This window comes from Flavobacterium panici (genome assembly GCF_024499525.1).
GTDB lineage: Bacteria > Bacteroidota > Bacteroidia > Flavobacteriales > Flavobacteriaceae > Flavobacterium > Flavobacterium panici.
In genome coordinates, this window is sequence record NZ_CP100437.1 from 4,543,387 (window position 1) to 4,558,432 (window position 15,046).

General features: G+C 34.9%; 10 protein-coding genes, 2 tRNA genes and 1 rRNA gene. 6 read left to right on the forward strand and 7 right to left on the reverse strand.

What is annotated here, in order from left to right:
• Positions 1 to 51: 51 nt before the first annotated feature.
• The 5 genes from NLJ00_RS19255 to NLJ00_RS19275 form a co-directional block, all read right to left on the reverse strand.
• Positions 52 to 125, reverse strand: a tRNA-Ala gene (locus NLJ00_RS19255).
• 156 nt (positions 126 to 281) lie between these two features.
• Positions 282 to 355: transfer RNA gene (locus NLJ00_RS19260), tRNA-Ile, on the reverse strand.
• Between the two features lie 122 nt (positions 356 to 477).
• A 16S ribosomal RNA gene (locus NLJ00_RS19265) occupies positions 478 to 1,991 on the reverse strand.
• Between the two features lie 469 nt (positions 1,992 to 2,460).
• The gene (locus NLJ00_RS19270) at positions 2,461 to 2,754 is read right to left on the reverse strand and encodes a hypothetical protein (protein WP_256635018.1); all 294 of its coding nucleotides are present in this window, start codon (positions 2,752 to 2,754) and stop codon (positions 2,461 to 2,463) included.
• Between the two features lie 316 nt (positions 2,755 to 3,070).
• The gene (locus NLJ00_RS19275) at positions 3,071 to 3,751 is read right to left on the reverse strand and encodes a DUF4294 domain-containing protein (RefSeq protein WP_256635019.1); all 681 of its coding nucleotides are present in this window, start codon (positions 3,749 to 3,751) and stop codon (positions 3,071 to 3,073) included.
• 81 nt (positions 3,752 to 3,832) lie between these two features.
• Between NLJ00_RS19275 and NLJ00_RS19280 the strand changes: the two genes are divergently transcribed.
• The 6 genes from NLJ00_RS19280 to NLJ00_RS19305 all read left to right on the forward strand — a co-directional run bounded on the left by NLJ00_RS19280 (position 3,833) and on the right by NLJ00_RS19305 (position 12,557).
• Positions 3,833 to 4,921 carry a M42 family metallopeptidase gene (locus tag NLJ00_RS19280; protein ID WP_256635020.1) on the forward strand — a complete coding sequence of 363 codons (1,089 nt, stop codon included), beginning with the start codon at positions 3,833 to 3,835 and terminating at the stop codon, positions 4,919 to 4,921.
• Between the two features lie 62 nt (positions 4,922 to 4,983).
• Complete coding sequence (locus tag NLJ00_RS19285) at positions 4,984 to 5,664, forward strand: response regulator transcription factor (RefSeq protein ID WP_256635021.1); 681 nt, start codon at positions 4,984 to 4,986, stop codon at positions 5,662 to 5,664.
• The gene (locus tag NLJ00_RS19290; RefSeq protein WP_256635022.1) at positions 5,661 to 7,022 is read left to right on the forward strand and encodes a HAMP domain-containing sensor histidine kinase; all 1,362 of its coding nucleotides are present in this window, start codon (positions 5,661 to 5,663) and stop codon (positions 7,020 to 7,022) included. The genes NLJ00_RS19285 and NLJ00_RS19290 overlap by 4 nt, the downstream gene beginning before the upstream one ends.
• 87 nt (positions 7,023 to 7,109) lie before the next feature.
• The gene (locus NLJ00_RS19295) at positions 7,110 to 8,357 is read left to right on the forward strand and encodes a TolC family protein (RefSeq protein ID WP_053472643.1); all 1,248 of its coding nucleotides are present in this window, start codon (positions 7,110 to 7,112) and stop codon (positions 8,355 to 8,357) included.
• Between the two features lie 12 nt (positions 8,358 to 8,369).
• A complete protein-coding gene (locus NLJ00_RS19300; protein ID WP_180860614.1) occupies positions 8,370 to 9,455 on the forward strand; it encodes an efflux RND transporter periplasmic adaptor subunit in 1,086 nt (361 codons plus the stop codon).
• A 3-nt stretch (positions 9,456 to 9,458) separates the two neighbouring features.
• Positions 9,459 to 12,557, forward strand: coding sequence for an efflux RND transporter permease subunit (locus NLJ00_RS19305; RefSeq protein ID WP_256635023.1), 3,099 nt, complete (start codon positions 9,459 to 9,461; stop codon positions 12,555 to 12,557).
• 475 nt (positions 12,558 to 13,032) lie between these two features.
• On the opposite strand, the gene NLJ00_RS19310 is transcribed toward NLJ00_RS19305, so the two are convergent.
• Together NLJ00_RS19310 and NLJ00_RS19315 are read right to left on the reverse strand one after the other, a co-directional pair.
• Complete coding sequence (locus NLJ00_RS19310; RefSeq protein ID WP_053472646.1) at positions 13,033 to 13,419, reverse strand: ankyrin repeat domain-containing protein; 387 nt, start codon at positions 13,417 to 13,419, stop codon at positions 13,033 to 13,035.
• 465 nt (positions 13,420 to 13,884) lie between these two features.
• Complete coding sequence (locus NLJ00_RS19315; protein ID WP_256635024.1) at positions 13,885 to 15,015, reverse strand: glycoside hydrolase family 26 protein; 1,131 nt, start codon at positions 15,013 to 15,015, stop codon at positions 13,885 to 13,887.
• Positions 15,016 to 15,046 lie beyond the last annotated feature (31 nt).

The following is a 15,046-nucleotide window of genomic DNA, read 5'->3' on the forward strand; positions in this document are numbered from 1 at the left end:
TTATCTCAATATGTCAATGAACTTTTATTATCTATCTTTACAGATAATCAGTGGAGAATAACGGAGTCGAACCGTTGACCTCCTGCGTGCAAGGCAGGCGCTCTAGCCAGCTGAGCTAATCCCCCATTTTTTAGTTGTCAGTTAACAGTTTTCAGTTAACAGTACTTAAAACGGTTACTCAACCTCTAAAATTTCCTTTTTTCTAAGTTTCAGTCTTTTTAATTTGTTCTTGTTTCTTATAATTTACAATTCATAATTTATAATTAACAATTCTTAAAAAGTAGTCCCGGGCAGACTCGAACTGCCGACCCCTACATTATCAGTGTAGTACTCTAACCAGCTGAGCTACGAGACTCTGTTTTACTTAAAAATTTATTATTTGAACTAACAGCAAGAGTAATATAATCCTCGATTCAAAACCAACAGGTTTCGCATCTTTTTTCCCCAGCGTGCATATAGCTAACACTAAGGCTCTAGAAAGGAGGTGTTCCAGCCGCACCTTCCGGTACGGCTACCTTGTTACGACTTAGCCCTAGTTACCAGTTTTACCCTAGGCAGCTCCTTGCGGTCACCGACTTCAGGCACCCCCAGCTTCCATGGCTTGACGGGCGGTGTGTACAAGGCCCGGGAACGTATTCACCGGATCATGGCTGATATCCGATTACTAGCGATTCCAGCTTCACGGAGTCGAGTTGCAGACTCCGATCCGAACTGTGACCGGTTTTATAGATTCGCTCCTGGTCACCCAGTGGCTGCTCTCTGTACCGGCCATTGTAGCACGTGTGTAGCCCAAGGCGTAAGGGCCGTGATGATTTGACGTCATCCCCACCTTCCTCACAGTTTGCACTGGCAGTCTTGTTAGAGTTCCCGACATGACTCGCTGGCAACTAACAACAGGGGTTGCGCTCGTTATAGGACTTAACCTGACACCTCACGGCACGAGCTGACGACAACCATGCAGCACCTTGTAAATTGTCTTGCGAAAGTTCTGTTTCCAAAACGGTCAATCTACATTTAAGCCTTGGTAAGGTTCCTCGCGTATCATCGAATTAAACCACATGCTCCACCGCTTGTGCGGGCCCCCGTCAATTCCTTTGAGTTTCATTCTTGCGAACGTACTCCCCAGGTGGGATACTTATCACTTTCGCTTAGCCACTGAGATTGCTCCCAACAGCTAGTATCCATCGTTTACGGCGTGGACTACCAGGGTATCTAATCCTGTTCGCTCCCCACGCTTTCGTCCATCAGCGTCAATCAACTGGTAGTAACCTGCCTTCGCAATTGGTATTCCATGTAATATCTAAGCATTTCACCGCTACACTACATATTCTAGTTACTTCCCAGTAATTCAAGTTCAGCAGTATCAATGGCCGTTCCACCGTTGAGCGATGGGCTTTCACCACTGACTTACTAAACCGCCTACGGACCCTTTAAACCCAATGATTCCGGATAACGCTTGGATCCTCCGTATTACCGCGGCTGCTGGCACGGAGTTAGCCGATCCTTATTCTTACGATACCGTCAAGTCCCGACACGTCGGGATGTTTCTTCTCGTACAAAAGCAGTTTACAATCCATAGGACCGTCATCCTGCACGCGGCATGGCTGGATCAGGCTTGCGCCCATTGTCCAATATTCCTCACTGCTGCCTCCCGTAGGAGTCTGGTCCGTGTCTCAGTACCAGTGTGGGGGATCTCCCTCTCAGGACCCCTACCCATCGTTGCCTTGGTAAGCCGTTACCTTACCAACTAGCTAATGGGACGCATGCTCATCTTTCACCGTTGTGACTTTAATTATAAAGTGATGCCACTCCATAATACTATGAGGTATTAATCCAAATTTCTCTGGGCTATCCCTCTGTGAAAGGCAGATTGCATACGCGTTACGCACCCGTGCGCCGGTCTCAAGCACCGAAGTGCTCTACCCCTCGACTTGCATGTGTTAAGCCTGCCGCTAGCGTTCATCCTGAGCCAGGATCAAACTCTTCATCGTATATTTTAATATTATTATTCGATGCTTACTCTAGTGGTTCTTTTCAAATCTTACGATTCTATTACTCTTATTCTTTTGTTCCGATTTGCATCGGAACGGCTGTCAATTCAATATGTCTACGAACGTGTCTTCTTTTTAACTTCGCTTGTGTTTCAAAGCGGGTGCAAAACTAAAACTTCTTTTTGTTTCTCGCAAGAAAAATTTAAAAAAAATTTGAAACTTTTTTTTCGTTTCCTTTTTCTTAATTTTTCTTCCAGTCTCTCAATGAACTTCCGTGTTTTGCGGGGTGCAAATGTAAAAGCATTTTTCAAATCTCACAAGCTTTTTCTAATCTTTTTTCTGAAAAATTTTTCAGTTTTGATTTCTTCTCTTGTCAGTCTTTCAGTGAACGTCTTTCGTTGTTGCGGGTGCAAAAGTAGAACCTTTATTTACATTTACAAGCCTTTTTTTTATATTTTTTCCATCTTTTTTATAAGTCGCTGGTATCTTGCTTTTTACAAGGTAAAGTTTTTTTCAACGTTTTGGGGTTATTGCGGTTTTTGGGCGTTTTGCTCTGCTTTGTGTGGTTCTGCCGCGAAGGCACTAAGACGCGAAGTCTTGTTTTTTCTGTGTTTTTTTTAATCTCGCAGAGGCGAAAAGGCGCAGAGTTTTCTTTTTTTCTTCGTTTTTTCTTCTGGAAATGTCTTTTCATTTGGAAATTTTCTTCTGGAAACTTATGCCATAGCCCCGATAGTAGTGGAAATCCTTTTATTTTGGGGTTCAAAATAAAAGATTGGAACGGATAGCGGGATTAAGCTCCTTATTAAAAGTAAATTCCAAATTTTTTAAATTCCAAATTCCAAACTCAAAAGGGCTTCGACTTCGCTCAGCCTGACACTTTCTATATATTAGGTATGGGTTAATTAGATTTTTTTTATACGTGACGTAGACGCACTGCTGTGCGTCTCTACGGAAAATTGGGATTCAATTTATTCTATACTTATATATATGTATAAATAACAAACCCGACAGGTTTTGGAAACCTGTCGGGTTGTGGGAATGAAATCTACTATTATATATAGTATACTTATATATGTATGTTATTTTTTGTTGAGTTCCTTGGCTTTTGTTTCCCAATGTTCCATAAGATTGTTATAGTTTACGGGATTGGCTGGGGTTTGATTTAATAAACGCCCAGATTCGAAGCCGCGGACGAGGATTGTTTCTATTAAATAGTCTTCGTTTACATCGTAAGGTTTGTATTCGGTCTTTAAACTTATGTCGAATAAATTGGCTGTTGTATTTGAAACGAAGGCTTTGAAACCGCTTTTTAGGTTTTTGATTAACTCATACGTTGTTTTCCCGGTTTGGCGATGCACTAGTTTTACAAGAATCTGTCCTTGCTTTCTCGAAAGTTTTTTAAGTCTGTCTTCGAATTCATTATTAAGGTAGTCTTCTACAATTTTAAAATACTTCTTTTTTTCACGATTGGTTTTCAATCGCGCCATTCCGTTATTTAGCGCCGTTAATCTATCTGCAGCAAGTCTTGCATAAGGATACACTTTATAAACCCTGTTTTGCAGAATCTGAAACTGCTTCATTTCTTCGGCACTCATTCTCTCTCCTTTTGAGATAATGATTTCAGGCAGCTGAATGGTATCATTCAGAATAGAATCTTGTTCGGTTAAAATATTGCCCATTTCCTGATTTTCTTTTGGAGTAACCTGGGCTTGACTTGTAAATGTAATCAATAGTAAAAACAAAATACTGGTAAATCTCATAGAGTCTTAATTTAAATGTAAAATTATATATTTATACACAACTCTAATACCAAATTTATAAATTAGCGCAAAAATATTTTTATGAGTACGAAATCTATCTTAACTGATACTTCTGTTGCTTTCCTGGAAAGCTATCTAAATAACGCTTCGCCGACTGGTTACGAAAGTGAAGGACAAAAATTGTGGATGAATTATTTGAAACCTTATGTTGATACTTTTATTACTGATACATATGGTACGGCTGTGGGAGTTATTAATCCTGATGCTCCTTTTAAGGTTGTAATTGAAGGACACGCTGATGAAATTTCATGGTATGTAAATTATATTACGGATGATGGTTTATTATATGTAATAAGAAATGGTGGTTCAGATCATCAAATTGCGCCTTCAAAAAGGGTTAATATTCATACTAAAAAAGGAATTGTAAAAGGTGTTTTTGGATGGCCGGCGATTCATACCCGTTTGCGTGATAAAGAGGAAATTCCGAAATTGAGTAATATCTTTATTGATCTCGGCTGTGAAACCAAAGAGCAGGTTGAAGCAATGGGCGTTCATGTAGGATGTGTGATTACTTATCCAGATGAATTTATGATTTTGAACGAAAACAAATTTGTCTGCCGCGCGATTGACAACAGAATGGGTGGATTCATGATTGCTGAAGTGGCTCGTTTGTTACATGAAAATAAAAAGACACTTCCTTTTGGTTTATATATTGTGAACTCGGTTCAGGAAGAAATTGGTCTTCGTGGTGCCGAAATGATTGCGCATACGATTAAACCAAACGTTGCGATTGTGACCGATGTTTGTCACGATACCACTACTCCAATGATTGATAAAAAGGTGGAAGGTGATTTGAAAATGGGAAAAGGGCCTGTTATTGCTTATTCTCCAGCCATTCAAAATAAACTTCGCGATTTAATTGTAGATACTGCAGAAGAAAATAAAATTCCGTTTCAGCGTCATGCGACATCGAGAGCTACGGGAACTGATACTGATGCTTTTGCTTATAGTAATGGCGGTGTAGCATCGGCTTTGATTTCTCTTCCGTTGCGTTATATGCATACAACGGTTGAAATGGTTCACAGAGAAGATGTAGAAAATGTGATTCAGCTGATTTATGAATCGCTATTGAAAATAGAAAACAATCAGAGTTTTTCTTATTTCCAATAATATTTTTAGAAACATAAATTTGGCTGTTTATTTTAACAGCCGAATTTATAAACAAACAAAGCATGAAAATTTTACTACTCGAAGACGATTTTACTTTATCTAAAGAAATCTCCGCATTCTTTACTACTAAAGAATTCGAGTGTATACCTTATTATGATGGTTCTTTATTATTAAAAAAATATTTTCCTTATGAGTATGATTTAATCATTCTCGATATTAATGTTCCCGGCACAAACGGTATTGATGTCTGTAAAGGAATTAGAAAGGTTGATAAAAAGACTCCTATTATAATGCTGACGGCTTTTAGTGAAATTGAAGATAAACTGGCTTCTTTTGATAATGGTGCCGATGATTATTTGGTCAAGCCTTTTCATTTTGACGAATTGTACGCTAGAATTTTATCTTTATTAAGGAGAAAGGAAATTCCGCAGCAAACAGAAAAGAAAATTATTGTTGAAGATTTAGAAATTCTGGAAGAGGAAATGAAAGTTTTTCGCTCTGGCGAAGAAATTAAACTTACTCCAAAAGAGTTTAAATTGATTTTAATTTTGGCTCATGCCAAAGGAAAAGTTTTGTCTAAACAATTTATTGCCGATAAACTTTGGGATTATCATATCGAAACGAATCAAAATACGATTGAAGTTTATATTAATTTCCTTCGAAAAAAAATCGATAAAGATCACGAGATAAAACTTATCCGAACCAAAATTGGCTACGGGTATTATTTAAGCAGCGAAGAATGACTTTAAAAAACAGAATATCACTTTTAGTAAGTTTACTGTTTACAATCCTTTTTGGGTTGGCTTCTACGGTGATTTTTGTTTTGTATTCTAATTTTAGAAAAGAAGAATTTCGGGATCGTTTAGAGATTAAAGCACTTTCGAACATCAAACTTTTAGTTAATGTAAAAGAAGTTGATGATCAGCTTTTAAAGATTATTGATCAAAACTCAATCAATAAGTTGTATGATGAAAAGACTTTGGTTTTTGATTCTCATTTTAAACTTATTTACAGCAGTATTGATGATGCAAAAATAAACTGGTCTGTTGAGGATTTAAAATACCTTAAAAAACATAAAACTTTCTTTAAACAGCAAGGTGATTATGAGGTTTATGGTGTTTTTTACGATACGAAGGATAAAGATTTTTATGCTTTAATTTCGGCTACGGATGATTATGGAAAGAGAAAACTACTTTTTTTAAGATATACTCTCATTATATCTTATATTTTATTTACTTGTATCTGCTGGGTTTTAACTTCATTTATGGTTAAAAAGGCCATGAATCCGCTGAGTATATTTCATCAGAAAATAAAAAACATCAACGAGAATAATCTTGATACTCGTATTGCTTCAAAAAGTAATAAAGATGAAATTGATTTGATTGCCAATGAATTTAATTTCATGATGGACCGCATTGAGGTTTCTTATCAAAAACAAAAAGAGTTTACGGCTCACGCTTCACATGAACTTAGAACGCCGCTTTCAAGAATTACGGCTCAAATAGAAAATACAGTTGCTGATCCTGCAACATCTGCAAAAGGAAAAACTTTTTTAACTACTATTTTATCAGATGTAAATCATTTAACGGAATTGATTAGTTCTTTATTGATATTGTCAAAAATTGATAACAATAAAAATAATGAGGACAATGAAGTTCACAGAATGGATGAAATTCTATTTTCTGCAATTGAAAATTTAAAGAAAAGCTTTCCTGAGTTTATTATTTTGTTTGAAATTGAAGAAAGTGACAATTTAGATACTGCATTAGAAGTTAAGGGTAATAAAAACCTTTTAGAGATTGCTTTAATTAATGTTTTAAAAAATGCTTGTGTCTATTCAGATAATAAACAGGCTTTGGTAAAAATAAGCACTCAGGAAAATCATTTGGTTATTTCGGTTTTAAATACTGGAAAAACCTTAAGCGAAGCCGAACAAAAAAATCTTTTTCAGCCTTTTATGCGCGGAAAAAATTCTAAAGGAACTTCTGGTTTTGGTCTTGGTTTGCGTATTGTAAACCGTATTTTAACGCTGCACAAATCTTCTATAAGTTACAGCATACCAAACGATAAGAAAAATTTATTCCAACTATTCTTTCATTAATATTTTATTTTAAGCTAATTTTAAGGTAGATTTTAAGCACTCTTAAAGTCTGGCGATAGCATATTTGTACAAAATAAAATAGATACAATGAGAAAACTATATGCATTATTGCTGCTTGTACTCCTAAATCAGGCAGTTATGGCTCAAAAAACAATCACACTTCAAGATTGTGAGAGCCAGTTTCTTAAAAATAATCTTTTTTTGCTGGCATCTCATTATAATATCGATGCTGCAAAAGCAATGACCATTCAGGCCCGAATATGGGACAATCCAACAATTACTGCAGAATTAAATGCCTACAATCCTGAAAGAGACAAATTCTTTGATATTGGGAAAGAAGGCCAAAAAGTTTTTGGAATTGAGCAGTTAATTTATCTGGGCGGAAAAAAGCGCAATGAAGTTAAGCTGGCACAAACTAACGAACAATTAGCAGAACTTCAGTTTAATGATTTACTTAGAACATTAAAACTGCAGTTACGCCAAAGTTTTTATACGGTTTATTACAATACAAAAAGTCTTGAAATAACAGATAAGCAGCTTGCTCATATTGAAGACTTAATCAACTCCTACTCTATTCAGGCTCAAAAGGGAAATATTCCGTTGCGGGATGTTGTGCGTTTACAATCTCTTTATCTGAATTTTAAAAATGAAAGAATGGAAGTTGTGAATAGCAGTATTGAAGAGCAGGCAAATTTAAAATTGTTATTAAATTCAACTGAAACGATAATTCCCGATGTTTCTAAAGATGATTTTAATAAATATCTAAAAATTATTCCTTTTGATTTAAAATCTTTTGAAGATGATGCTATTGCCAATCGTCCTGATTATTTAGCCAAACAAAAAGAAATTGAAGCCAATGAACTGAATGTAAAATGGCAAAAATCACTTTCGATTCCTGATATTACTTTAGGTGCAAACTACGATCAGCGAAGCGGTGCTTTTAATAGAGAAGCAAATGTTTCTGTTGGAATTCCGCTGCCTCTTTGGAACAAAAACAAAGGAAATATTAAAAATGCTCAGGTCGTTCTGGAACAATCTAAAGTTGAGAAACAAAATTTTGGACTTCAACTGGAAACTGAAATTACATCGGCATGGAATAAATGGGATGAATCCCGTAAAAACTATGCGGTTATCAAACCTACAGTAAACTCCGATTTTGAAGCTGTTTATAATGGAATCTTAACCAATTTTCAAAAGCGAAATATCAGCTTATTAGAATTTACAGATTTTATGGAAAGTTATAATCAAGCTAATATTCAGTTAAATGAATTGAAGAAAAAACTGGCTCTATCAGGCGAAGAATTAAATACTACCATCAACAAGGATTTATTTTAAAATTAAATAATAATGAAACATACACTAATTATAGGAATTGCAATTGTAAGCTTATCGCTTACAGGCTGTAAAAAGGAAGTAGAAAATCCACAGACAAATACTTCTTTCGCCTTGAGCGATAGTATGCTAAAAACTACAAGCACGGCAACTGCAGAAAAACAAACTGTAAAAAACGAATTGAGTTTTTACGGAAAAATAACAGCCGACAACAATAAATTAATTGATGTTTACCCGCTTGTGGGCGGAAACGTGATTAAAGTAAATGTAGAACTTGGAGATTATGTAAAAAAAGGACAAGTTTTAGCCACTATAAAAAGTACTGATGTTGCTGATTTTGAAAAGCAGTCTATCGATGCTAAAAGTGATTTACTGGTTGCGAAAAATAATTTAAAAGTGGCTCAGGAATTATTTGACGGAAAATTAAATTCTGAAAGTGATGTGCTGCAGGCAAAAGCTGAAGTAAATAAAGCGCAGTCTCAATTGAGTAAAATTCAGGAAACCTATAAAATCTATAATATTAAAGCGGGTTCTATTTATGAAGTAACGGCACCTATAAGCGGATTTATTATTCAAAAAAGTATCAATCAGGATATGCTTTTACGTTCTGACCGTTCTGAGAATATTTTTGACATTGCTGAAATCAGTGAAGTTTGGGCAATGGCCAATATTAATGAAATTGACATTAATAAAATTAAACTTGGAATTGATGCAAGTGTAACAACCTTAAGTTATCCTGATAAAGTTTTTAAAGGAAAAGTCGATAAAATTTTCAATGTAATTGATCCTGAAACCAAAGCGATGCAGGCGCGTATTAAACTTCAAAATCCGGGATTTTTATTAAAACCAGATATGAACGCCAATATCAAATTATCCTATAACGAAAATGAATCAATGATTGCAATTCCAAGCAATGCCATTGTTTTTGATAAAAGTAAAAATTTCGTCATGATATTTAAAGATCGTCATAATATTGAAACAAGACAAGTTGAAGTTTACAGAGTTGTTGGCGACACAACTTACATTTCAAGCGGTTTAAAGGAAAATGAAAAAGTCATTACCAATAATCAATTATTTATTTATCGCGCTTTAAACGATTAAGACATGAACAAATTCATACGAAATATAATTGCTTTTTCACTTAAGAATAAAGCATTTACCTTTTTTTGGGTAGGAATATTGGCTGTTGCCGGATTCATTTCCTTCAAAAATATGCCCATTGATGCTTTTCCGGATGTAACGAATACTCAAATTATTATCATTACACAATGGAATGGTAAAAGTGCCGAAGAAGTAGAGCGTTTTGTGACTACTCCTATCGAGATCTCGATGAACTCGGTTCAGAAAAAAACAAGCGTTAGAAGTATTACGATGTTTGGTTTATCTGTCATCAAAATTATTTTTGATGATGGTGTCGATGATACTTTTGCGCGTTTTCAGGTAAATAATTTGCTTAAAAATGTAACACTTCCTGATGATGTTGAACCAGATGTACAGCCGCCTTACGGACCAACTGGTGAAATTTTCAGATATATTGTAAAAAGTAACAGCCGTGACAGCCGTGAATTATTGACTTACCAAAACTGGGTTATTGACAAACAATTGCGTGCGGTTCCCGGAGTTGCTGATTTGAATGTGTTTGGAGGGCAAACAAAAACTTATGAAGTTGGTGTTGATCCTGTGAAATTGGCTAAATATAATATTACACCGCTTCAGGTTTACAATGCTATTGATGCCGGAAACTTAAACGTGGGTGGTGATATTATTGAAAAAAACGGACAGGCATTTGTAGTTCGCGGTGTTGGACTTCTTAAGTCGATTCAGGATATTGAAAATATTATTGTAGACGACGCTGGAGGGAATCCAATTTTGGTAAAAAACGTAGCTTCCGTTTATGAAAGTTCGATGCCAAGAGTCGGGCAAACCGGAATTGGTAAAAATGATGATGCCGTTGAGGGGATTGTTGTAATGCGTAAAGGAGAAAATGCTCAGGAAACTTTAGCCTTAATTAAGGATAAAATAAAGGATTTGAATGATAATGTTCTTCCAAAGGATATTAAAATTGAAACTTTTTATGATCGCGATAACTTAATGAATTTCACTACCGAAACGGTAATGCATAATTTATTTGAAGGTATTATACTGGTTACATGCGTTGTGTTTCTTTTCATGGCCGACTGGAGAACTACTTTTACGGTTTCTATTGTAATTCCGCTTTCTTTATTATTTGCGTTTTTATGTTTAAAAATGATGGGAATGAGCGCCAACTTATTGAGTTTAGGTGCAGTCGATTTCGGGATTATTATTGATGGTGCGGTTGTAATGGTCGAAGGATTATTTGTTGTACTCGATCATCGAGCGCATCAATTAGGAATGACGGCTTATAATAAAATTGCAAAAGGAAGCATTATTAAGAAGACGGGAACTGAAATGGGTAAAGCCATCTTTTTCTCTAAATTAATTATCATTACTGCCTTACTGCCGATATTCTCGTTCCAGAAAGTAGAAGGAAAAATGTTTTCTCCTCTTGCCTATACTTTAGGTTTTGCCTTAATGGGAGCGTTACTTTTTACCTTGACTTTGGTTCCGGTTTTATCTCATATTTTATTGAATAAAAACGTAAAAGAAAAAAATAACCCGTTTGTAAACTTTTGGGACAGAAATGTTGCAAAAGGTTTTGCCTGGACATTTAAACATAAAGTAAAAACTTTAGTTATTTCATTAAGTGTGATTGCTGCGACTTTTTTCTCAGCAACATTTTTAGGAACAGAGTTTTTACCGCAGTTAAATGAAGGTGCGTTATGGGTAACGGCAGAATTACCGATGAGTACTTCATTACCCGAAAGTGTGAAAACCGCGGCGATGATCAGAAAAGATCTGGAAAGTTTTCCCGAAGTAAAAAATGTGCTTTCGCAAACCGGACGAAGCAATGACGGAACAGACCCGAACGGATTTGGATTTATTCAGCTTCAGGTTGATTTGAAACCAAAATCAGAATGGACACGAAAAATCACGATGGATGGTTTAATTAATGAAATGGATGATAAACTAAAAGTTCATCAGGGAATTACGTATAATTATTCTCAGCCTGTAATTGATAACGTTGCGGAATCTGTTGCTGGTTTTAAAGCTTCAAATGCAGTTAAAATTTATGGTGATGATTTAGATAAATTAGATGAATTGTCTAATCAGGTTCTGGAAAAAATTAAAAATATTTCTGGTATTAAAGATGTCGGAATTCTTAGAAATGTTGGTCAGCCGGAAATTAGTGTAATTCTCGACAGAGAAAAAATGGCGGCTTATGGCGTAACCTTAAGCGATGCTCAGGCGGTTTTAGAATTGGCTTTTGGAGGAAAAACAGCCACTCAAAAATATGAGGATGAAAAGAAATTTGATGTCCGTGTTCGTTTTTCTAAAGAATACCGTAAAGATGAAGAAGATTTGGCGGAATTAAAAGTACCAACCATCAGCGGGGCAAAAATTCCGTTGAAAGAAATCTGCGATATTAAAACGATAACTGGTCCGGCTTTTATTTACAGAGATAATACAAAACGTTTTATTGGAGTAAAATTCTCTGTTCGTGACCGAGATTTAGGAAGTACTATTGCCGAGGCACAATCTAAAGTGGCAGAAGTAAAAATGCCGCCAGGATATACAACAGGCTGGACTGGAGAATTTGAAAATCAGGTTCGTGCCAGTGCGCGTCTGGCTCAGGTTGTGCCAATAAGTTTAATTGGAATATTTGTGCTGTTGTTTATTTTGTTTGGAAATTTCAAAGATTCACTATTAGTTTTAGCTAATGTTCCGTTTGCTGTAATTGGAGGAATTATTGCCTTACACTTAACCGGAATGAATTTCGGAATTTCGGCGGGAGTTGGATTTATTGCTTTACTGGGAATTTGTATTCAAAATGGAGTAATTCTGATATCAGAATTCCATCATAATCTCAAGGCAAAATTCTCCCTTGAAGAATCCATTTTTATGGGAGTAAAAGCAAGAACAAGAGCTGTAGTTATGACTGCACTTATGGCTTCCATAGGTTTAATGCCGGCAGCAATTTCAACAGGAATTGGTTCTGAATCTCAAAAACCTCTTGCAATTGTAATTATTGGAGGATTGGTAACAGCAACAATCCTGACGTTATTAGTATTCCCAATTTTATTCTGGATATTCAACAAGAAAAAACATGCTCCTATAGAATAGCTGCATTTACAATAAAATTAATTTTTGGTTAGATTAATTTGGTTTAGAAAGAAAAGAGGCTGTCTCAACTTTGAGACAGCCTCTTTGTTATTTTACATGTTTCCTTTGTTCTGTAGGAACATTTCATTGGTAGAAGATTATATTGTTATTAATGGTTTACGTTCCGTTGGAACGTTTGATTTTGGACATTGTCTTTAATAAACTGAGCTGTCAAACGTTCCAACGGAACGTAAATGTGGCTAACCGTTATTTTTTTCTACCTACGAAACATTCCTATGGAATGATAAATCGGATATCAAAAAGTGACCAATTAAGTCACTAAAAAAACAAAAATAATTATAGTAAAAGATCCGACTCACTTTTGAGACAGCCTATTTTTGCTTATATAAATTATTCAACGAAACAATAGAGTACAAAAAAACGGCCATCTGTTCAAAGATGGCCGTTTGTGTACTAACTCAAACTTTTTAAACTATTATTTTGCGTCTTTCAAAAGTGCAATAGCTTCTGTAGCATTTGATAATTGAGCAAATTTTAATGCTGTATATCCTTTTTCATTTTTATCTGATGGACGAGCACCAGCTGCTAATAAAACTTTAATGATTTCAACTTTGTTGTAACGAGCTGCAGTCATTAATGGAGACATATCGTCTGATTTTTCGTTTACATTAACACCGTATTCAATAAATTTCTTTACTGTATCGATATCTCCTTTGCTTACAGCAACTACTAGGGGTGTTCCGTCATCGTATACAGCTGATACTGCAACTTGATTTTTAACTACTGATGTGTTATTTGAAGCTGTTGCTACATTTACAAATGTTACTAAAGCTAATCCTAAATAAATAACTGAATTTTTCATAATGATTGGGTTTGTTAAATTGATTGATAATTATTTGATTGATAATGAATTGATTTAAATTCTTGACAAATGTAATCTAATTTTAGTAACTTGTATTACCAAGTACTTTGTTTTAACTAATTCTTAACGTTTTATTAATGAATTCGAAATATTGTCTTTCTAAAATTGAAATTCTATATAAAAGACGCAGCAAATGTAGAAATGTTACACGAATTCAAATATTTTTTCATTTTGGATAGTAGTTTTTTTAAGAAAAATTAAAAGCAATACTCCACCTTTTTAACTATACAATATTATTATGCTCAAAAAAGGCAGAAATTTTTCATTAAAACAAAATTTTTAAGCAAGATTTTGTGGATTTCTCACTAAAATAAAAAACTTTCGCAGCAGGTATATAAAATAGGAAAAATCCTAAATTATAACGAAATAGTTTTTAGTCATGAATTTAAAAAAAGAGGAAATTATTTAAAATTTCCTCTTATAAATGTTCTTTAAATCGTTTTCAAATAAAGTGTAGGGATCATTATAAAATTTAAGAAAATCTTTTTCGCTTATCTGCCCAGGAAATGGAGCATAATAATGTGTTGGACTTTTGGCATCATTTCTCCAGACTAAAACATAGCAGAGTTCTATTTTTTCTTTTTGCAGGGATTTCAACAGCGTTTCTGTCCACCATTTTTCATTAGGAATAGATTCTAAACCTGTTTCTGTAAAAGCGGCAAGTTTTTTCTTTTGAATAGCAATATCAGATATGATTTTGAGTTTTTTAATTCCAGCATCTAAATCATATTTTCCATCACGTCCAAAATCGCCGTAATCGTCCATTCCAAATAAATCTACATAATCATCGCCGGGATAACGCTCTAAATATTCTGATTCCGAATTAAATCGATTATCTGGAGAAAAGGCGTAAATAAAATTATGGACTTTTAAAGTATCTCTTAAATAAGAAACTGTAAACTGCCATACTTCTATAAAATCTTCGCGGGAAGTATATTTTTTTCCCCACCAAAACCAATCACCGTCAAATTCATGAAAAGGCCTGAAAATCATTGGAACCAATTTTCCGTCTTTTGCTTTTACAGAATTAGCAAAATCGGCAATAGTTTTCAAAATTTCCTTGTATTGTTCGTGATGCGAACTTCCTTTTTTAATTAATGACATTGCTGCTACAGAAACAGAATCTTTCCAGTAAAATCCGCCGCCGGAAGCCGGATTATTAAAATGCCAGGAAACAGTTGTGATTCCGCCGCGTTCGTAAGTATCAATAACATTCTTTTTTAAAACTGACTTTGTCTTCTCAATTTCTTCTTTTGAATGCCCTGAAAAACCGCTGAAATCAATTCCAACAACTGCAGGATGTGAACCGGTAACTAATTTTACATCTGATTTGTTGGGTTCATTACTCCATCCGTGACCGTATTCTAAAGCGTGCTGATGACCAAACAGAATATGTTCTTTTGAAATAGCTTTTAAATTGTGATATAAAATTTTGGTTTCTTTTGTGGCATTTTTATCAATCTGCGCAAAAAGAAAATGCCCTGTTATCATACATATAGATAACAAGGCATTTGTTTTATTTGAAATAATGTTCATGGTTTAAATAGTTAGTTTAAACCCGAAATTA